Source organism: Vibrio amylolyticus (assembly GCF_023145695.1).
Lineage (GTDB): Bacteria > Pseudomonadota > Gammaproteobacteria > Enterobacterales > Vibrionaceae > Vibrio > Vibrio amylolyticus.
In genome coordinates this window covers 102085-121191 of sequence record NZ_JAJHVV010000005.1, presented here as the reverse complement: position 1 = coordinate 121191, position 19107 = coordinate 102085, and the positions used below count along the sequence as shown (strand labels likewise).

The 19107-nt window shown below is 42.1% G+C and carries 18 protein-coding genes; 5 read left to right on the top strand and 13 right to left on the bottom strand.

All coding sequences use genetic code 11. The features are described from left to right. Positions 1-38 precede the first annotated feature (38 nt). The 3 genes from KP803_RS21900 (at position 39) to KP803_RS09395 (ending at position 5279) form a co-directional block, all read left to right on the top strand. The gene (locus KP803_RS21900; protein ID WP_282437240.1) at positions 39-2219 is read left to right on the top strand and encodes a hypothetical protein; all 2181 of its coding nucleotides are present in this window, start codon (positions 39-41) and stop codon (positions 2217-2219) included. 220 nt (positions 2220-2439) lie between these two features. Then, a complete protein-coding gene (locus tag KP803_RS09400) occupies positions 2440-4212 on the top strand; it encodes a methyl-accepting chemotaxis protein (protein WP_248008573.1) in 1773 nt (590 codons plus the stop codon). 134 nt (positions 4213-4346) lie between these two features. Next, positions 4347-5279, top strand: a complete 933-nt coding sequence (locus tag KP803_RS09395) for an endonuclease/exonuclease/phosphatase family protein (RefSeq protein ID WP_248008755.1) — start codon at positions 4347-4349, stop codon at positions 5277-5279. Between the two features lie 51 nt (positions 5280-5330). Here KP803_RS09395 and KP803_RS09390 read toward each other — a convergent pair whose 3' ends face one another. Further along, positions 5331-6428 (bottom strand): ketoacyl-ACP synthase III, encoded by a 1098-nt coding sequence (locus tag KP803_RS09390; protein WP_248008572.1) that lies wholly within the window; start codon positions 6426-6428, stop codon positions 5331-5333. Between the two features lie 52 nt (positions 6429-6480). After that, positions 6481-6870 (bottom strand): nitrous oxide-stimulated promoter family protein, encoded by a 390-nt coding sequence (locus tag KP803_RS09385; RefSeq protein WP_248008571.1) that lies wholly within the window; start codon positions 6868-6870, stop codon positions 6481-6483. A gap of 89 nt (positions 6871-6959) precedes the next feature. Here KP803_RS09385 and KP803_RS09380 point away from each other — a divergent pair, with 89 nt between their 5' ends. Then, positions 6960-7148: a DUF2986 domain-containing protein gene (locus KP803_RS09380; RefSeq protein ID WP_248008570.1), complete on the top strand. Its 189-nt coding sequence runs from the start codon at positions 6960-6962 to the stop codon at positions 7146-7148. Here the strand turns inward: KP803_RS09380 and KP803_RS09375 are convergent. The 4 genes from KP803_RS09375 to KP803_RS09360 form a co-directional block, all read right to left on the bottom strand. Then, positions 7137-7610 carry a LabA-like NYN domain-containing protein gene (locus KP803_RS09375; protein WP_248008569.1) on the bottom strand — a complete coding sequence of 158 codons (474 nt, stop codon included), beginning with the start codon at positions 7608-7610 and terminating at the stop codon, positions 7137-7139. The genes KP803_RS09380 and KP803_RS09375 overlap by 12 nt on opposite strands. Positions 7611-7734: 124 nt before the next feature. Continuing rightward, entirely contained in the window at positions 7735-8928 is a 1194-nt protein-coding gene (locus KP803_RS09370) for a patatin-like phospholipase family protein (RefSeq protein WP_248008568.1), read from the bottom strand. Between the two features lie 45 nt (positions 8929-8973). After that, complete coding sequence (locus KP803_RS09365) at positions 8974-10026, bottom strand: DUF2955 domain-containing protein (RefSeq protein ID WP_248008567.1); 1053 nt, start codon at positions 10024-10026, stop codon at positions 8974-8976. A 9-nt stretch (positions 10027-10035) separates the two neighbouring features. Further along, positions 10036-11100, bottom strand: a complete 1065-nt coding sequence (locus tag KP803_RS09360) for an HlyD family secretion protein (protein ID WP_248008566.1) — start codon at positions 11098-11100, stop codon at positions 10036-10038. Between the two features lie 101 nt (positions 11101-11201). Between KP803_RS09360 and KP803_RS09355 the strand changes: the two genes are divergently transcribed. Next, positions 11202-12062: a LysR family transcriptional regulator gene (locus tag KP803_RS09355; RefSeq protein WP_248008565.1), complete on the top strand. Its 861-nt coding sequence runs from the start codon at positions 11202-11204 to the stop codon at positions 12060-12062. A gap of 89 nt (positions 12063-12151) precedes the next feature. Here the strand turns inward: KP803_RS09355 and KP803_RS09350 are convergent, their stop codons facing one another. The 7 genes from KP803_RS09350 to KP803_RS09320 form a co-directional block, all read right to left on the bottom strand. Further along, the gene (locus tag KP803_RS09350) at positions 12152-12433 is read right to left on the bottom strand and encodes a hypothetical protein (protein WP_248008564.1); all 282 of its coding nucleotides are present in this window, start codon (positions 12431-12433) and stop codon (positions 12152-12154) included. 158 nt (positions 12434-12591) lie between these two features. Beyond that, positions 12592-13566, bottom strand: a complete 975-nt coding sequence (locus tag KP803_RS09345; RefSeq protein ID WP_248008563.1) for a porin — start codon at positions 13564-13566, stop codon at positions 12592-12594. A 153-nt stretch (positions 13567-13719) separates the two neighbouring features. Continuing rightward, positions 13720-15003 (bottom strand): BatD family protein, encoded by a 1284-nt coding sequence (locus KP803_RS09340; protein ID WP_248008562.1) that lies wholly within the window; start codon positions 15001-15003, stop codon positions 13720-13722. Continuing rightward, positions 14996-16603: a VWA domain-containing protein gene (locus tag KP803_RS09335; protein ID WP_248008561.1), complete on the bottom strand. Its 1608-nt coding sequence runs from the start codon at positions 16601-16603 to the stop codon at positions 14996-14998. Before KP803_RS09335 ends, KP803_RS09340 begins: the two co-directional genes overlap by 8 nt. After that, positions 16600-17667, bottom strand: a complete 1068-nt coding sequence (locus KP803_RS09330; protein ID WP_248008560.1) for a VWA domain-containing protein — start codon at positions 17665-17667, stop codon at positions 16600-16602. Before KP803_RS09330 ends, KP803_RS09335 begins: the two co-directional genes overlap by 4 nt. After that, positions 17660-18166, bottom strand: a complete 507-nt coding sequence (locus KP803_RS09325; protein ID WP_248008559.1) for a DUF4381 domain-containing protein — start codon at positions 18164-18166, stop codon at positions 17660-17662. Before KP803_RS09325 ends, KP803_RS09330 begins: the two co-directional genes overlap by 8 nt. Beyond that, on the bottom strand, positions 18159-19103 hold the full coding sequence (locus tag KP803_RS09320) for a DUF58 domain-containing protein (protein WP_248008558.1): 945 nt from the start codon (positions 19101-19103) through the stop codon (positions 18159-18161). Before KP803_RS09320 ends, KP803_RS09325 begins: the two co-directional genes overlap by 8 nt. Positions 19104-19107 lie beyond the last annotated feature (4 nt).

Sequence of the window (19107 nt, the reverse complement as noted above, 5' to 3'; positions counted from 1 at the left end):
ATGACACAGTTGAAACTAGGAAAAATGGAAGGCTGAAAATGGATAATCAACAATACAACACAATCACTCTTGACCACAGAAACAACTTTAAAACAGGTGGCACAAGTGATGACCATATTTTGGGTAAAAAAGGAAACGACACGGTAAATGGTGGTGCAGGAAACGATATTCTTGAAGGTAATGCCGGTGACGACAAAGTAAACGGTGGAAACGGCAATGATACTATATTCGGTGGCGTTGGTAATGACAGCGTATCCGGAGGTACCGGTGAAGATACGTTTTCGATGCGAGTTTGGCGGGGCGGTGATAATACGATCAAAGACTTTACCCTTGGGGAGGATGCTTTAGAACTTGTCTTTAATCGCAAACACTTTGTATTAGAGCATGACCTTGTAGAAAGCAAACTTTCAACCCGATTCGAAGGTGATACACTAACAGAGAAAGTGACCATTCGTGAAAATAAGATTGAAGATAAATTAGATGCCCAAGTCTCAAAAGCTGCTGATAAACTCGGGCTTGAAGAGGATATCGAAGACGCAGATGCGTTTGTACAGCACTCGGTCGATAACGTCGTCATTACTCATAACGAATCAGGGCAACTTATACTCACTTTCTTAGGAGGGGGTAAACTTGGTACTTCGATTAAACTCGATGGCTTAGCCCATGATCCTGCCATTGCACCACTACTTAATTCTGTAGATGGAGGTCCTGACACCATTGCCATCATGGCGAAGCTGACCAAGCCCGACGTAATTGTTGGCAGCAGCAACGACGACCCTTCACTATCAGGAACCAATGCGGATGATAAAATTGAAGCACTAGCGGGAAATGATACTATCACGGGTGGTCAAGGTAACGATCATATCGACGGCGGTGCTGGGGTAGATACTGCGGTTTTCTCTGGTTCTGTTCTTGATTACCACTTCCAAAATCGCCTCACCGTGACAGATACTGTGTCAGACAGGGACGGTAAAGATCAATTAACCAGCATAGAAAAAGCAACCTTCGACGGTGAAACTTATACGCTTAAAGTTGGCCACAATGGTTACGATAAATTAACTGCCGAAGATGGTGTTGATACCCTTCTAATTGGTGCCCATGGTCATGATGACTTAACTGGTGGTACAGGAAACGATGTTCTACTTGGTGATAATGGCGTTGGATTTACTTACAAAGGCGGTAATGACACCTTAGATGGAGGCGATGGTGACGATACATTGGTTGGTGGTGGTGGAAACGACACACTAATTGGTGGTGAAGGTGTAGACACCGCAGTATTCACTGGATCGGTATCGGAATACCAATTTTCAAATGGGCTGACTGTAGCTGATTTAGTATCTGGTCGTGACGGTACAGACCAACTTAGTGGCGTAGAGAAAGCGACATTTTCTGAAGGCACGTACACCATCTTGCGCGGTCATAACGGATACGATAATAAAACGGCTCAGGATGGCGTCGATACCCTACTCATTGGTGCTGATGGTCATGATGATTTAACTGGTGGTACCGGTGACGATGTACTATTTGGTGATAATAGTATTAGTGACACATGGAATGCAGGCGATGACACGCTCGATGGGGGTGCCGGCAATGATATGATCTTCGCTGGTGGTGGTAACGATACTATATACGGTGACGAAAAACGCCCAGCTCATTTAGCTACCAATGCTGAAAACGACATTATTGATGGAGGCGAAGGTATTGATACCTTAAAATACAATGAAACCTATAAAAATGCAGACGCATTAAAAGTAATGGCAGTTGATAGCGATACGTTCAATGTCGATTCAATACTTAGTGGCCAAATAACATCAACAGACACGGTTTCAAACGTTGAGATTTTACAGACTACCCGAGGAGATGACGTCATTGATTTTAGTGCTTTAGGGCATGGAATGACGCTTCAGACACTAACAGGGAACGATACTGTTACTGGTTCAGGTCATGATGATGTCATTAACGTAGGTATCGGCAATGACACTATCATCGGCAGTGGCGGGAATGATGTGATTAATGGCGGAAGTGGGAATGATGAAATCATTTACGCTGCTGGCACTAATATTTCGATTGAAGCGAATGGGGCGGCATATAAAAAAGAGTATAAGATCACAAATCTTGACGACGACTCATTCGATATTGTCTCTAGTATAGAATCAATCAGCGTTGAAAACGGCGTATCATATTCGCTTTCTGATGGTGAGTACTCGTCGCTAGGCTAATTTCTCGCAAGCTATAACAATAAACCACACTGAATTTAATTCAGTGTGGTTTTTTTCTATATATACAATAAACAAAAATTACTCATAATTAGATGTAAAAAGACCTTTCTATACCTAATAAATCCAATCTATATCCCCTCTTTCCGAACTGAATTGATCATTCCCTAATTCACAACTAAGTTTATTAAGAATAATGCAACCATTGCGTATAGGCATTTAGATGAATATAAAACAAAAATTATACTCACTTGGTGGTGTGGCCATCCTTGGTGTCGTGGCGTTACTTGGTATCACCACACACTTTGCAACCACTACTTTGGAATTGAGTAATGCAAGCATGTTGGTTTCTGAATTGGAAACTCGCCTACTCCATTTACGACGTAATGAAAAAGACTTCTTACTAAGAAAAGATGCAAAGTACCTCAGTAAATTTGATGCCAATATGGATATATTTCTAGGTAAAGAAGCGGAACTTTCGAGCATTCTCATCTCCCATGAATTCGCTTCTACCGAACAACTTAGGGTTGATATTTTAAAATACCAAACTGGGTTTCAAAATCTTGTCGCCGCTTACAGTAAATTCGGATTAAAAGAAACAGAACAAATGCTTGGCCGTTACAATATGAGCCTTCAAAAGTTGGAGCAACGCCTTAATAGTGATGATCTAGTGAAACTGTTTGAATTTGATAAAAAATTACTAAAAGGTGAATGGGACGATTCGCTACTGGCCAATATTCAAGACACAGATTACCTTCGTGACGCTAAAGCGCTTTTAGCACAAGAAGTGGTTATTGGTGTTGCGTATAATAAAGGGTTACTCGGAGAAACTCGGGGGTTATCTCACACAGTCGAAGAGCAATTTAAACAATTCTCTACCACGTTAGAAACGGAAGTTGGAGGGTTACAAGACCAACTGTTTTTTGTTAAGCAGGCCGTGACGTTTGGCGTTATTTTATTTATCGCAGGATTTATTTACCAGATCGCTCGGTCCATCAATTTACAAGTATCCCAATTGCTTGTCGTCATCCAAGAGATCGCTCGGTCAAACAACGTGTCAATGAGAGCAAACCTAACGGGTAATAACGAACTTGTTTCAATAGGTACCTACTTCAACCGTCTACTTGATAAGCTTGAAGTTCTGATTTCGGGTACTCAAAGTAAAGCGGGTCAGCTATCTCAAACCACGAATAATATGCATAATGAACTTCAGAACGTTATCACCCAATTCCACACCCAGGCGGATCATACCTCCACAATGGCAACAGCCGTCCAAGAAATGGTCGCGACCATTAATGAAATTTCAGAAAGTACCGCAGTGGCTGTTGAGGGTGTACAACAAGCGTCTGTCAATGCACAGCATGGTCGTGAAGTCGTGAGTTCTACGGTAGATAACATTGGTTCGTTATCCAATATCCTCGGTGAAAGCCAAACCTCTATCTCCTCTCTTAACGAGCATGTCGAAAAAATTGGTGGTGCGGTACATATTATTCAAGGAATAGCTGAACAAACCAACCTACTTGCGCTCAATGCCGCGATCGAAGCGGCAAGGGCCGGTGAACAAGGACGGGGATTTGCAGTGGTTGCCGACGAAGTAAGAGCACTTGCGAGCAGAACGCATCAATCGACGGAAGAGATCACGAAAGTGGTGGATGCGATTCAGAAACAGATGTCGACAGTTGTCGTCAACATTGACCAGTGTAACGAGCAAGGTGAACAAACGTTAACTGCCTCTCAAACACTAGATGAGAGCTTGAGCCAAATCTTAACTGATATGGATAACATCCAATCCAATTCTGAACGTATCGCTTCCGCGATTGAAGAACAAGGTATTGTGATGAATCAAGTCAGTGAATCAATTACGGAGTTGAATTCGATTTCAGATAGCAATATGCAGTCGGCAAAACAGTGTTTATCTGAAGTTGATGTTGTCTCAAGCCAAGCCCAAGATATGGATAACGCCGTCGCCGAATTCACAACTGAACAAAAAGCATAGTCAAATACGCCATTTATTTAAAACTTGGGCTCTATCAGAGCCCATTTATTTTCCGTAAAATCAAATATGTATCTACATTTGGTCCATACTTAGCTTATTCCTTAACTATAAAGTGGATCAGTTGATTGAAGATCGTGATTTGGCTACTTTTACTCGCCCCTGCCGTTATATTCAGTACTTTCTCACAGATTAAACCTAGTTGGTGGTTAGAGAATATTTTTGCCTACCCTGCCTTATTTATCTTCTATTACGGTGTGCTACTGATATTTTCCCTGATTATTCGAGATAAGAAATCGGCCGTTGCTAGTTTAATCTTCATGATGTTCTGCTTCTCATTGGCTCCACGTCATAACGTCAGTACAGCGACATGCGAAAACGCATCAAAATTTGAAATCGTGCAATTTAATCTTTACTACGACAACCCAGACATCAATAGCTATGTAAACGAGCTAATCCAAAACCCAGCTGATCTTGTCATAATGCAAGAGGTGTCACCCGAGATGGGCGAAATGTTTTACATGCTCGATGATATCTTCCCCTATCGCTATGGAGGGCAACCTGCAATTGGCTACCCTTCTAGCCAACTGATTCTCAGTAAATATCCTTTACATGGATTTTCGGTTTTCCATACACCTGACGCACAAAACGTGATTAGTGGGGAATGGCAAGTAACACCAGAGAACACCATTCACCTTATTACTGCGCATCCTCCTTCCCCGAGAAATAAACAGTTGTGGTATAGGAGAGACGCATTAATCAGAACGATAGAAGCGATGGTAGAGACCTACCCTTACCCTGACACGCTTATCGTTGGAGACTTCAACCTTTCAGCAAACAGCCTGTTGTTTAATCGGATTTTTTCTGAATTCCAAACGTATCCAGTGGCGTCATGGCCAAATTGGAATCCTTACTTTCAAACGCCCGCACTTTCTATGATTGCCATCGATCACCTTTGGCTAAAATCCGACACAGATAGTTGGTCCATTTGTTCAAGAAAGGCGATTACGGATGTGAAAGGTTCCGACCACTTAATGATTCGAACGAAAATTAGCACAAAAAAAGGTTAGACATAGATAATTATGTCTAACCTTTTTGTTTTTTAATCTAAGCTACCACGTTTAAAAAGTAATGGTTTTACTCTTTTCCTTACAAAAGGAAATTGCTTCTTCAAGTAGTTCAAGTGCGGTTTTATCCGTCTCTTCGAGACAAGCCTCGCTCGTTGACAGTGGCGTAACTCGTTCGCCCCATTTTACATGCGCGGCACCCCAAGTTAAACCCGCCCCGAACGCCGCCAATAATAGGTTATTATTTGGTTGTATTTTACCTTGTTCTACCGCTTCGCAAAGTGCAATCGGCACGGTCGCAGCTGAAGTGTTTCCATACTTATTAATGTTGATAAAGGCCTTATCCTGCTCAATGCCGGAAATGTCACACAATGTCTGAATGATACGAATATTCGCTTGATGGGGAATGACCACATCGATATCGTCAGTTGAAAGCTTAGATTGAGTTAACACTTCGTTTGACGCAGCACCCATGCCTTTTACTGCACGTTTGAAAATGTCTTTTCCGATGAAGTTAAAGTCCCAATAGCCATTGTCTGCAGCGAATCTGTCCATCGAGGTACCAAATTTAGGTACCGCAAGAATATCGCGTCCTTTGGCATCACAGCCAATGCTGGCTTTTTGTAAACCAACTTGTTGTTCCGTTTTAGAAAGTACAACCGCACCAGCACCGTCTCCAAAAAGAACCGCCGTATCGCGTTTAGTCCAATCAATAAAAAACGATAATCGCTCGGCACCTATCACTAACGCATGTTTATAGTTACCCGCTTGAATTAAGCGGGTTGCGGTTTCTAACCCGTAGACAAACCCAGTACAAGCCGCGTTTAAATCAAACGCTGCGGCCGCTTTAATCCCAAGATTTTGTGACACCTTGGACGCCGTGTTTGGCAGTAGAGAGTCAGGAGAGCAAGTAGAGACAATAACAACATCAATATCGTTTACGTCGATATTTGCACAAGCAATAGCGTGCCTAGCCGCCACAGTCGCCATATCAGACGTGTTAACGTGGCTTATTCGGCGCTCTTCAATCCCGGTACGAGTACGAATCCACTCGTCTGAAGTTTCCATGAAGGTACTTAAGTCATTATTGGTAAGAACAGAAGGTGGAAGACACTTTCCCCACCCTGTTATCTCTGCATATACGTTGTTCATAGGTAGACCTTTAAATATATTTTTTAAGCACAGTTTGAACGACTTTCTTCGACTATTTATTCTTTAACTGGCGATGATGACGATTTGAATTCTTTGGTAATGGTTTTTCAGGTACTGGTTTTCTTTCGTGGATCAAATGGCGTATTGCAAGTATAGGATGCGGGAGCAACATTCTTGGCCCCGAGTAACGCATAATTAAGCGCATTTGTTCTTTTGGTTGAGGCTTATAACAGTGGATTGGGCAACGATTACACGTCGGCTTTGCATCTCCATACGGACAACGATCTAATTTAGTCTCTGCGTAAGTAAGAAGAGACTGACATTCTGCACATAATTCATCGCCACTATGGTGGTCACGACAGTATATAGCCATCATAGATGCCACTGTTTTAAACTCTGTCAGTAACGCGCCCTTTAAGATATTGCTTTGTTTAGTGGCCATGACTACCCTTAATGAGCAGGATACAAACTTGCTGTCTCACGTGAAAAACTCTATTATCCTCTTCCAAATAACACCATATGGCATTATCTATGAATCGCAAAAAGAAAATTAATGAAATCTTGAAGAAAAAACAGAAAAAGCACAATGCCAAACTACACAGCAGCAATAAGCCTCGTTACATCTCTAAAGCAGAACGTGCAAAAATCGAAGCTGAAGAAGCGAATAAAGCCGCTGATACCACTAGCACTGAAGAAGTGAACTCTGATTTAGAGCAGTAGATCGTCATCGATAGGTATGAATTTGCTCGCTGATTCAATCAAATCTTGAGATGTTAAGCCCGGTACACCGTAAACTTCAACTGGCTTACCAAAACGAGATTTGATTCGGTCCACAAGAATAGAAAAGTCTCCATCCCCTGAGACCAAAATAACCTTATCGACATTCGGAGCAAGTTCAAAGGCATCTAAAGCTATACCCACATCCCAGTCCCCTTTCGCGCTTCCATCTTTTCGTTGAATAAACGGTTTCAAACAAACAGTAAATCCAATGCCACGCAGAATGTGGTGAAATTGACGCTGCTTAGGGTCGGTACTAGAGATCGCATAAGCGTTAGCATGAGCAACATTGAACCCTTGAGTCGCGACATACCAGAATTGGTTATAATCGAAATTACGGCGATACTTATCACGCGTGGTGTAATACACATTCTGTACATCAACAAAGACAGCAATATTTTTCATGAACAATCCTATTTCATTGGGCTGAGATTATTCTATACCCTTGTCGCAACGAAATAAAAGGATAACCAGGATCACGAGTAAATTAAGACCTTAGTTACCAATTTCTCCGTAGATTTCAGTTTTTTTACAATTTAAACTCTTTTCCTAGGCTTGGAGGTCGTTCGAGCCATAGTGTTTCACTTTTCATATGCCAGTAGCCATAATCAAAAACAGCGTTCATATACTCGAGACCCAGAGGGTCTAAGTCATCATCAATAAAGTCATCGTCGATGTGCGCCAAATTGAAATCCAGATCATGACTTAAAGAATAGTGATAAATATACTCAACATCACCAACACCTTGCCTTCTCGTTAGTGTCGATACCGATCTCGCTGATACTGATGAAATACTATTATCAACTTCACTAAACCTCGGTTTTAAACTCCCATTTCTTATCACATAAACGGTTTGCTTAAACGGCGATACCTCCGTTCTATTTTGCATCCACTGAGGAATTAGAAACACTTGTCTTGATACGCCACCATCAACATGTAGCTCATCATAATTACCGACATCTGAATCAAGGTTAATAATCTTAGCAGGAAACGCTCCAGGGATAGAGCTACTTGCAATCACAATATCTTGTACAAGTTTCTGAGCTTCTGCACTTCTTAATTCCGCTATTCGACCGACATCCCACACCGCCATTTTCTCATTATCTAAATTGGTCGTCGCAATGAGTAGGAGTCGCCCTTTCTCTCTTTCAACCGCAATTTTTTCAATCATATCGGTATTTATTGCGTTGCGGACCTTTTCCTCAAACCCCGTAGTATCAACGATTGCGCGACGTGATATCAACTGGATGATTGAGTTCCTTTTAAACATTTCATCTAGCGTTGTTTCGGTGTAATAGTGCTTTAGCTGCTCATCGTATTCACTGCCTAAAAAGGCGAAGACGGATACAAGTGCCCCCGTAGAGACCCCAGTAACGACATCAAAATCAGGTCTTGTTCCCTGCTCTGTCCATGCGTTTAAAATGCCAGCGGAAAAAGCACCATTAACGCCACCACCTGACAAAGCTAAGTGATTTACCATATCGGTGTCCGCTTTATTCTTAATCAACGCATCTATCTCAGCTAGTACATCATAATTTTCCGTTTTAGAGATATGATCATCCCAAAACCTGAGCCCTGACACGTTAAGTGGGTTCATAGACTCAGAATTTATCGATGCATTTCTTTCCGGCGTAGTACTGCATGCTGATGTTAGCGTCAGCAATATAAGAACATAACATTGACGCAGAGTTCGCCTTGTCGTTTTAAAAATTCGATGGTTCATTAACAGTCACTGCCTTATTTTCATGACGCTTTCGCGCACGACTATCTATGACTGATTAGAGCCAACATTGTGAGTTCTCTTCGATATGTTTGGCTTAGGTAAGGTCCTATCGAACACATACTGAATACATAGCATCACTAACACACTTAATATCACCGCGATAAAGATAGAACTAAAACGATAAAGAATTGAGAACACCGCATCAGACTCACCAGGGGCCAGAGCGGAGGTTAATGGAACACAAAGCGCCGCCATTGCAGAGAGTGAAAGCGCCGCTTTGGCAATACCTTGCGTTTGCCAGTAACAAAATGGCCCCATAGCAATGGTAAAGAGCAACCAATAAAGGAAAGGATTTTCAAACCATAGTCCTAGTGTTAACTGAACAGCAAGCCCAGCGACACACCCCAATGCTGTGCCAATTATCCGTATCTTAGCCATTTGAAGAATACCAATGCATGTCATCGGTGCCAATATGATAAGAATCGAAGCATTCGCTGCTGCTGAGTCATACAAATCAAAGACCTGAAAAACTACAAATGCAAACATTGCGATCGACCAAACCATTGCAACTTGTGTCATCCCTTCTATTCGACTTATAGCAGAATCTGACTCAGGGGCCGCCTGCTTTGGCTCTTCAGTGGATGGTTTTCCTTCCGGTTCAGGAAAGAGCCAGTGTGCAATACTACAAATGACGATGTTTGCTATACACGCAACAATAATGGTGATTGAAAGCTCTTCGATATCCATGAAGGTGTAACTAGAAAAGTTCAAAAGAATCGACCCTAGTAACAACCCCATATACCCTATTAAGAACGTTTTCTGATTGGTCATAGCGATGCTATTAATTAAAAAGGCAACGCCGACCAATATGAACAGAATCACAGGGTAGATATTAAAGAATTCCCACAACAATGTAATTTGTAGCGAGGTCCAGACCGCTGCTGCGAATATCATTATCATTGCAGGCAGGTGGAAATGGTCAATTTTACCTAGCACGAACAGTGGCATCAGAATAGTAAGAAAGCCAAAGTCCCAGCCTAATACCATACTGATTGCCAATCCAAGCGAACAGCCAAACCATATACGAAGCGCTTTCATCAATCCCCCTTAATAAATAAAGTGAAACAGACTAACCATGCGAATTCTTAGTTTTGCAACCGCTTGCCAAAATGCATTGTTTCCTGAATGCAGAACCATGGTTGCTCTAGAACCAACAAATAGTGAGCTCGGTAAAGTCTCATCGTTATCTAGGTTGATACGAGTACGTTGAGCATCTCGTACCCAGCGATTGTTTACTTGTATCTCTGTTAATGTACCGTTCGGTGTTTGCTGCCCTGAAGAGACACCATGATCTCGGCTGTCAACGTCGTATTGAAACACTCGGCCAGGGTATGCATCAAATGTAACCAACGCTTTATAGTCATCATTAACTCTGGTTACTGATTTCTCTCGAAAATCAGCCGCTACCCATAATGAACCTGAAGAAACGAATGTTAATAGAGGCATATTTGCACTCGCAGCCGTTCCAACCTCTAAACGTAGATTCGTCACAACACCATCGCTTGGCGAGCGTACATATGTCTTTTCTAAATCAAGCTTCGCTTTCTCTACCTGATTCTTCGCAAGGCGAACATCCGTTGTTGTACCTTCACCACGGCCCAACTGTGCTTGTAGCACTTTTAAATTCTGACGTTCTATCTCTAACGCTGCGGTTGCAACTTGATAGTGCTTAGTCACTTCATCAAGTGTTGAGCGAGAAACGGCTTGTTGCTTCGAAAGTGTAACAATTCGATTGTATTCCGAAAGTGCATTGTCTAGTGAGGCTTTCGCTCTTGTTATGTTTGCAATTGCGGCACTTTTTTGTGCATGTAAAGCAATCTCTTTTTCTTTCGCTGATTTCAATGAAAGCTCAGCTTTATCAAGTGCTATTTCAAATTGGCGAGGGTCCAGCTTGAAAAGAATGTCTCCTTTTCCAACGTGGTCATTATTTCGAATCATAACTTCTGTTACGCGACTTGAGACTTCTGGCGCAATTTGTACTACATGCCCGTGCACACGACCTTCGGTGGTCAAAGGTGCATTACGGTCAGCAATTATAATATACAAAAACAAGACAATAAAAGTGAGGCTCAGCACTTTCATCCATTGTTTGAATTTTTTACTTTCAGTCATTGTATTAAACCCTTAGTTACGCAATTCGACCTTATTATAGGGTTTTGCATGTGAGTCTGGTAGAATAAAAAAACATACACGACCGACCTAAAAGTAGGACAATGAATACAAGCATTGATGATTTGAGATTGTTTACACAAACGGTACTTCACGGAGGGATAAGCGCAGCAGCAAAAGCCAATAACCTGCAACGTTCTAAAGTTAGCCGGCGCCTGCAAGTACTTGAAAGCTCATTAGGTTGTGAGTTGCTAATTAGAACAACAAAGACGATTGAATTAACGGAACATGGTAAATATTTGTATGATCTTGTCTCTCAACAGGTTCATCATATAGAGCATGGGATCATTGCAATGAAAGAGTCCCAGCAGGACTTTACTGGCACACTCCGCCTTGCTTTGCCCTCTGCACTGATGACTTCTCAAGCCTTCACTTCCGCTATTACCGAGTACTCTTCTCGTTTTCCAAACATTCAAATAGAAGTCGAGAACCATCAAGACAGTGTCGATTTAAAAAGGCAGGCTTTCGATCTGCAAGTGTTACCTAACGTGGTTTCTATTACCGATGATAGCTATATTCAATTCAGTTTGATCCCTTATCGTTGTCATCTTGTCGCATCAAGAGAGTATTTAAACTCCCATTCTCCATTAACATCTGTAAATGATCTAAGATCGCATCGCGTTTTTACGAACCGTTATAACGCAGACTTGCTGGAACACGATTTACACATATCCCTTAAATCTGATGACCTAAACTTGCTCCAGTCTTTGGCTTTAAACAGTCAAGGTATCGCTTTTTTGCCGACGGTGCACTCTAGAAAGGCCATTGAAGACGGACGATTAGTTCAAGTATTACCAAACATTACTTACCCAAGCTTACATTTAACTATGATTTACCCATCTGCCCAGTTTCTTTCTAAAAAAACGAGAGCATTTATTGATCTCTTTAAAGAGCTGATTAGTTAAGAGAGGGGATATAAAGGCTAAGTTATATAGATTCCTCAACAAGCAGGCTCATTATTCGAAGACTATGGTAAAAAGTGTAGAGCTTTATGTCATATTTTTACAATGGTACAGGTTGCGATACGTCTCAAAGACTTTCGATGTATACCTGAATAACGGCCTGTTAGTGATATATAGTATTTATTTGTCAGCAGTAACTTTAGCGCTTCTTCTTTTGTTTCTACGTAAACTTTATTACAAAGGCTTTGTGGTCTCGTTCCGGTTTTTCGCCCGACGATCTTTGACAGTTCAAAAAGTCCATCTTTATTCGGTTCACAACGAAATGTCGTGGTATTTCCATAAATGCTACCCTTAGCAACAATATCTACAATCATGTTCACTCCTATCGAATCTGCAGGTAGAGAATAGAAAAAGCCACACTAGAAAATAACTGAGTGTGGCCAAATCCAAATATGTGGTGAGCATATTTAGGGGAGGTAAAAGGCAGGGATAGCCAGTTAACGACTAATTAACTGGCCGATTTTTCTAATGATTAAAAACTGTAGTAAACACCAGTCACTACCGTCATTGAGTCTTCAGAAGCCCAATCAGCATCAGCTTGTTGGTATTCTGCAAAAGCAGTAATGTTACTTGCAACAGCGTAGTCAGCACCTATTACCCAGTTTGTGGTATCGCCAGACTCTGTCGCTGACTCAATATCAGCGATAGCATATGTTGAGTAAACACGGATGTTATTTAGCGAGTAAGAAGCCGCTAGACCCAGAGTCTCACCATCCGCTAGCGATGAAGTATTGTAGAAACCAAAGCTGTCAGCGCCTTTAAACTCAGCGTATGTTGCTGCTAAGTAAACGCCTTTAAATTCTGCCGATGCCGATACACCGTATAGCTCGTAATCTTCGTCAGAATCGGTTTCACCTTGAATGAATGAAGCACCAATTGAGAAGACATCATGTGCGTAATCTGCAGACACACCATAAGTTGAATCTAGGTTCTTTTCGTTAGTAGTATTGATATCAGCTACAAATGTCATTGGGCCGACGATAGTCTTCGCTACAATGCCATTACCTTTTGACTCACGGTGGTTACCACCAGCAGAGCCCATGTAGTTGCCTTCATTTGTGATGTCGTCTTTTTGAATCGCATCAGCAGACTCAGCTAGGTCGCCCACTTCACCCACAGCTAGACCCCATGTATCAGTCTTAATACCAATATGAATATCATCAAAGTTAGCGGCTGTGTCTGTGTTGCGGTAGTTTGAACCCGCTTCAATTTCAAAAGAAGCAAAGCCTGTTAGTTGTTCACTCAGTTTCTGCTCAGCGTCCATTTGTACTTTCGCCCAAACGTTCACATCAGCATCGGTAGAAACACCTTGGATATCCGTTGTCGCAAGGTAAGCATCAACCTCACCTTTCATCGACACGTTCGTTGTATCTGTTGAGTAGATTTCGCCAGCAAATGCAGATGTTGCAGCTGAAGCAACTAAAAGTGCTAAGATTGTCTTTTTCATAATGAACCACTACTTTCTTTTGGTTGTTTTAATGTCATCGCTAGTGCGACTTCGAATGTGTGGTCATTTTTGCTAAATTACTTTGCGGAAAATACCGAAATATTACTGCATTTATTTCGGTGGCTACTTAAAAATGAGAGAATATATTAAAAACTAATACTTTTTGGTTGTTAAACTTATCCATATTTTTATTCTAGTAAATCGACTTAGCTTTGATTTCCCCTTTCGATTATGCCGTTCATGAACAACTTTTAAATCATCATAAGTAGTTCCTTTTGAATGGCTAGCGTGACTCAACAATCTATATTGGCCAAATTTCACTAACTTAATCTCATATAAAATAGTTTCAAATTTTGATTCCGATTTATTATTTAACGTTAAGAGCGCCCGAAACCATCGAGGTAAAGGGTGTTCCTTATAGTATTTTCCGACACGGTAAAATAGGTAACAACACAAACCAAGAAATAAGGTTGCCATTAATATCGTATGTTTATACGAATCTATTAACGATAAATAAGTATGGCTAACTAGCCAAACTGACTTTTGTATTGTCATTTTTTTATTATTACTGCTGTTAGGGTTCCACCAATAAATATCCACTGAAGGCAGAGTGATCTCTCCTGCTTGATCGACGATATACGTTGCTGACTCGACTTTCTTAGAATAACGTTCACCACGTATTTCACGGTCTTCATGTTGGGTGGCATGCCGATAAAACGTTAATCTATCGTCCATACCCTTAGGCATGTTCAATAGATCAGGTAACAACATGGTGCTCGTATCCGTTGCTGTCGTAGTCACTACCCGCTTTAACGAATCGCCTACACTAAGGGTAACCTCCTTATCTAACGCACGCTTAAGCAGCCCGGTATCGGTCGATTCACCTTGATTCGCGTGGATCACTTGCCACTCTTCCGTGATCTCTAGCTCACTCGCCGTAATCCAATGGTGACTTTCTACCATGTAGGGAATGGGCTTATGAGCTTCAAACGTTAACGGGATTGTAGTTAGCAATCCGCTCACATTCTGGCGGTCATTCTTAACTTCTAGCTCGACCGTGATTGGCGGAACCCGATATTCTCCACTTTCGAGTGGGTATAGGACAATTTCCCACAATTGTTTTGAGTAAGTTTTACCGTTTATACGTTCCGTAGAGTTAATGGCAAAAGCGCTTCGATTAACCACCAAAGCATTATCGACCTCGATACGGTGAACTCTCGTTCCTTTGGTAAACCAAGTATCCGTCGCCACTTCGATGTTTATGACCACTTGCTCGTGAAGAGCAACTGACTCTACACCATTACTTAACCACGCTGTCAGTTTTACCCGACCTTCCGCGTTAAGCTCATTTATCGTACTAGCCTGAACAGGTCCTATACATAAAAACAGACAAACGATAAAGAGTAGCCACGTTTTTATCTTGTTTAGATTAATCATTACGCCACTCCGTCTCTCGCCCTTTTCCCTGTTCAAGCTGCAGAGAAAACTTGGTTGAAATGAACATCGATAAATCACTCTCCACCCGTTTCATCCACTTTTCATTAACGGAAGGATCATTGAGAATCGCTTCTGCTGATAGCGTCTCTTTTATAAGTTGCTTCCTATCTATTTCTTGCAATACGCCTTCCGAGCTTTTCGGCTTGTCACCACGCTCTTTACTACTTTGTTGCTCATTACTGTTCGATTGGCTCTTTGTGAAGGTATCGATGTGCTTAATAATTGAGTTCACGATAAAAAGATTACTCGTTGCGACTTCAATACTTGGATCGTTTTCAAGTATTTCGTCATACAGTTGTTTAGCTGCAATGTACTCTTTCATATGAGCGAGCGCCGCGGCTGCACCCAACTTTGATTCAATATCATCACTTCGCATATAAAATTGTTGGGCGATGTCGTACTCACCAGCTCTATAATACGAATCGGCTTTCCAACGTTCATTTTCAAACAGCTCAGCCGCTCTATTGTAATTTTCTTTATTATATTCAAGTGCGCCCTGCTGATCGTTCGTTAACCAAACATCACGCCAAGTAAATTCGCTTGCATAGACTGGGCTTGTCAATAATTGAGCGTTACACACAACAAGCACTAGCCCCCACTTAACAAGCCACCCCTTACGAAACCAGAGTAAGTATGGAAGTATGATGAGCCAAATCAACGCATGCCCTGAGTCGTACCATGGTTCAGCCTCCCCACCAGAAAGCACAGCAAAAGCCTCTATTTTGCTCTCTAACGTCTCTATATCAGCACTGTCTTGAGTGAACGGGACAAACTGTCCACCAGATGCTTTCGCCAGTGAGCTTAGTGCTTTCTTCTCCATTGGGTACGGGGTTGTCATCGCTTCATTACCGATACCATAAACCAGTAGCTGATATGGCTTTTCAGAAAAGTAATCTCGGTAAGCTTTGGATGCCTTAGTATTAACGGCATCTGTCACAAGCAATATCGAAGCCGCAGGGTTAACTTCTGTCAAAACCTGTTCAATGATAGGTAATGTATATTCTGCAAACTTTCCTTTTCTAGGCATCACTTCAGGGCTAATGGACTCAAGCAAAGGACGGTAGATCTCGATATCTTGCGTCAACGGCATTGCCGTATGCGCACTTCCAGAATATACAATCAGCGCCGTTGATCCGCCGCTTCTTAGCTCTAACAATTCGAGTATTTTCTGCTTTGCTCGAAACAGTCGACTTGGGGCTAAATCTTGCTGTTGCATCGAACTGGATGCATCCAATACCACAACCAGAGGGGTTGTATTCTCTCCAAAAGGCATAGGAGAACGATGCCAACTCGGCCCAGAAGCCACTAAAACCGCAACAAACACAATAAACGATAGCGTTTTAATTGGAACTCGGCTCGTCCAACTCGGTTGTTCTACTAAAAGTGCCTTCAACAAATGCTTAGGAAGTTTTTCAGTCCAAGCGTTCTGCTTAGCATCTCGATGCCAATTGAATGCGATTAATGCAAAAATTGGCATCAACACAAGTAACCAAATCGGTCTTAAAAAGTGAAAATTTTCTAATGCTGTCATCAGTGTCATTTTATGCTCACTCCTTTCCCGGCAATGAGCTGCTTTCGAAAAGAACGTATTGGAAAGTTCAGCGTTCGAAAAAGCATAAATACAAGTTGATGCAGTAAAGCGATGATCACAGGAAGATGGTGATAACTCGTTTTTGGCCGATACGTAAAGCTCTCAAAAACTTGAGGCTCTATTTCATGTATCGCTTGGTAGATTTCACTCAGATCGGTTGGAGACATCGCCAAAAAACTCTCTCCGCCCGTCATGCTTGCGATTTTTTCGATGACACCCATGTCGATAGCTTGTTCACCTGCCGTATTAGGGTTGCCCATCGTAACGACATGGATCCTTATATTGTATTCAGCGGCCACTTTTGCCGCATCAATGGGGGGAACTAAACTATCAGTATCGTTACCATCGGTTAGCACAATCATGACTCTTTGCTGTTGGCGCACTTTCACAGCCGCTTGTTGGCCTTCAAGATCAGCTTGAATACTTACCTCTGAAAGGAATGTTTTAATCCCTAGCCCAATGGCATCACCTAAATGGGTACTTGGTCCCGCCATCGACGGCTCTGTTTCATTTAAAAGCGTTAGCCATGCATTATGGTCGAGCGTAAACGGAGATTGGACATACGCGGCTTCGCCAAATACGATAAGCCCTAAACGATCACCTTCTCTTTGCTGACTAAATGCATTCAATACTTCTTTTGAAGCCGCTAGACGAGTCGTCTGCTCCCCTTTTATATTAGTAAAATCTCGGGTTGCCATAGAGCCTGATAAATCAACCAGCATCATTAGATCTCGCCCAGATAAATGCCGAGTCTCTTCCGCCCCTAACCACATTGGTTTCGCCGCGGCGACAATGATCAGCACCCAACCAGACACCAAAGAAAAACGTTGCCAAGTCGTTGCCTTTAAATCACCCGCCCCTCTCGTCGCATTCAAATTTAAGCTTGAGACAAGTTGGTTAAAAAATGGGACTTTTATGGCGTGCTCTCGAGTTTGATAGCGTGGGGCAAAGTAATAAATAAGGATAGGCATGGGTAACAACAAAAATAGCCAACTGTATTCAAACTCAATCATAGGCTCTCCTATCATGAGTTTTGATCCACGTAATGCACAATAGCTTTAGCCGGTTGAGATCAGTCATTTTCCATGAGTGCTCAAGCTCTGGTTTATAAAGGTCTCTCTGCCATCGGCTCAATAATTGGTTATCCATACCATAGGTCGCTGTCGTGTCATTGAGAAACGACACCCATTGTTGACCGTATAACATTGCTACCTGTGTGTTTGGATATGCGAAACATGCCACATGTTTAACAACACTATTAATCCGCCTCAGCTCTAGCTGTAACTCTTTTGTGGTTGGATGAGTATATGACGCTTGTTTTATCGTTTTGATCGCTTTTCGACGATAGGACTCTGATTTTAATTGGCGGTAAAAACGAAGAGTGACCCAAATGACGATGGCGACCAATGCGACCATCGCCACCTTCCACCCAATAGTGCTTGGTAACCAGCTGATGCTCTGAGGTAGCGAGGGATCGATGAGGTCTTTTAATAGAATGTTATTGCTAGACACGGCCACCTCCACTTGTTTGTTGGTTAAATTGAGCGATGTGCGTGCCAGATGTATCCAGTTTGATGACATCAATGCCACCAGCTTGAATAAGTTGTCGAATTCGTTCGTCCTTCAGCGAATTATCTTTGTTGTATTGAACTAATTTTGAATTCAAAGAAGGGCCAACTGGAAGCTGTAACTCTCCATCGCTAATGTTAGCCGAATCGACGAACTCGAGGTTTGCTTCCATTGGATCACTAATCGAAACGCCTAAAATATCGTTGTGCTGCTTTAACCACTTTATTTGAGAAAAATCGTTTTCGGTCAAATCATTAAAGTCACTGACCATAATCACTAAGCTTCCTTTTAGCTTTTGCTTAGTTAGCTTGGCCAGGCCGCGACTAAAGCCCGACTCCAGACCAGATTGACTGCCTATGCGTTGCTTAGACGATAGTCCTTTGTTCATATCGGTGAGTGTTCGTAAAATTCTTGAAACGTGCGCAGAATTACGCTGTGGCTTGTACCAACTGATCTCATGATCGTTAAATAATAACGCCCCAATTCGGTCACTGTTTTTAGTGACCTTCCAAGCACAGCAAGCACTTATATGAGCAGCAACGACCGATTTCATCGTATCGATGGATGAAAAAAACATACTGCTGCGTTGATCTACAAATAAAATAACCGATTGATCTTTCTCTTCGCTGTAAACTCGAATGTGTGGTTCGCCAGTACGTTGCGTTACGCTCCAATCCAAGCTTCGAATATCATCGCCCATTTGATACTGGCGATACTCTTCAAAATTTACGCCACGACCTCGATACCTTGAACGATTCGAACCTGATAACTGACTTGCCAGCTTGGTCGATGGTGGTAATCGAAAGCCTCGAGTTTTCAACTTCATCGCCATCAAAGAATCAAACTTCACCACGACTCTAGGATCAATATCTGTGTTCATCACG

What these genes read in the sequence shown, in the direction of transcription:
- KP803_RS09365 (WP_248008567.1), bottom strand. Translation starts at nt 10,026, where the DNA reads ATGAAAGCGCTTCGTATATGGTTTGGCTGTTCGCTTGGATTGGCAATC.
- KP803_RS09360 (WP_248008566.1), bottom strand. Translation starts at nt 11,100, where the DNA reads ATGACTGAAAGTAAAAAATTCAAACAATGGATGAAAGTGCTGAGCCTC.
- KP803_RS09390 (WP_248008572.1), bottom strand. Translation starts at nt 6,428, where the DNA reads ATGAACAACGTATATGCAGAGATAACAGGGTGGGGAAAGTGTCTTCCA.
- KP803_RS09330 (WP_248008560.1), bottom strand. Translation starts at nt 17,667, where the DNA reads ATGATTGAGTTTGAATACAGTTGGCTATTTTTGTTGTTACCCATGCCT.
- KP803_RS09345 (WP_248008563.1), bottom strand. Translation starts at nt 13,566, where the DNA reads ATGAAAAAGACAATCTTAGCACTTTTAGTTGCTTCAGCTGCAACATCT.
- KP803_RS09385 (WP_248008571.1), bottom strand. Translation starts at nt 6,870, where the DNA reads ATGGCCACTAAACAAAGCAATATCTTAAAGGGCGCGTTACTGACAGAG.
- KP803_RS09400 (WP_248008573.1), top strand. Translation starts at nt 2,440, where the DNA reads ATGAATATAAAACAAAAATTATACTCACTTGGTGGTGTGGCCATCCTT.
- KP803_RS09350 (WP_248008564.1), bottom strand. Translation starts at nt 12,433, where the DNA reads ATGATTGTAGATATTGTTGCTAAGGGTAGCATTTATGGAAATACCACG.
- KP803_RS09320 (WP_248008558.1), bottom strand. Translation starts at nt 19,103, where the DNA reads ATGAACACAGATATTGATCCTAGAGTCGTGGTGAAGTTTGATTCTTTG.
- KP803_RS09375 (WP_248008569.1), bottom strand. Translation starts at nt 7,610, where the DNA reads ATGAAAAATATTGCTGTCTTTGTTGATGTACAGAATGTGTATTACACC.
- KP803_RS09380 (WP_248008570.1), top strand. Translation starts at nt 6,960, where the DNA reads ATGAATCGCAAAAAGAAAATTAATGAAATCTTGAAGAAAAAACAGAAA.
- KP803_RS09355 (WP_248008565.1), top strand. Translation starts at nt 11,202, where the DNA reads ATGAATACAAGCATTGATGATTTGAGATTGTTTACACAAACGGTACTT.
- KP803_RS09370 (WP_248008568.1), bottom strand. Translation starts at nt 8,928, where the DNA reads ATGAACCATCGAATTTTTAAAACGACAAGGCGAACTCTGCGTCAATGT.
- KP803_RS09335 (WP_248008561.1), bottom strand. Translation starts at nt 16,603, where the DNA reads ATGACACTGATGACAGCATTAGAAAATTTTCACTTTTTAAGACCGATT.
- KP803_RS09340 (WP_248008562.1), bottom strand. Translation starts at nt 15,003, where the DNA reads ATGATTAATCTAAACAAGATAAAAACGTGGCTACTCTTTATCGTTTGT.
- KP803_RS21900 (WP_282437240.1), top strand. Translation starts at nt 39, where the DNA reads ATGGATAATCAACAATACAACACAATCACTCTTGACCACAGAAACAAC.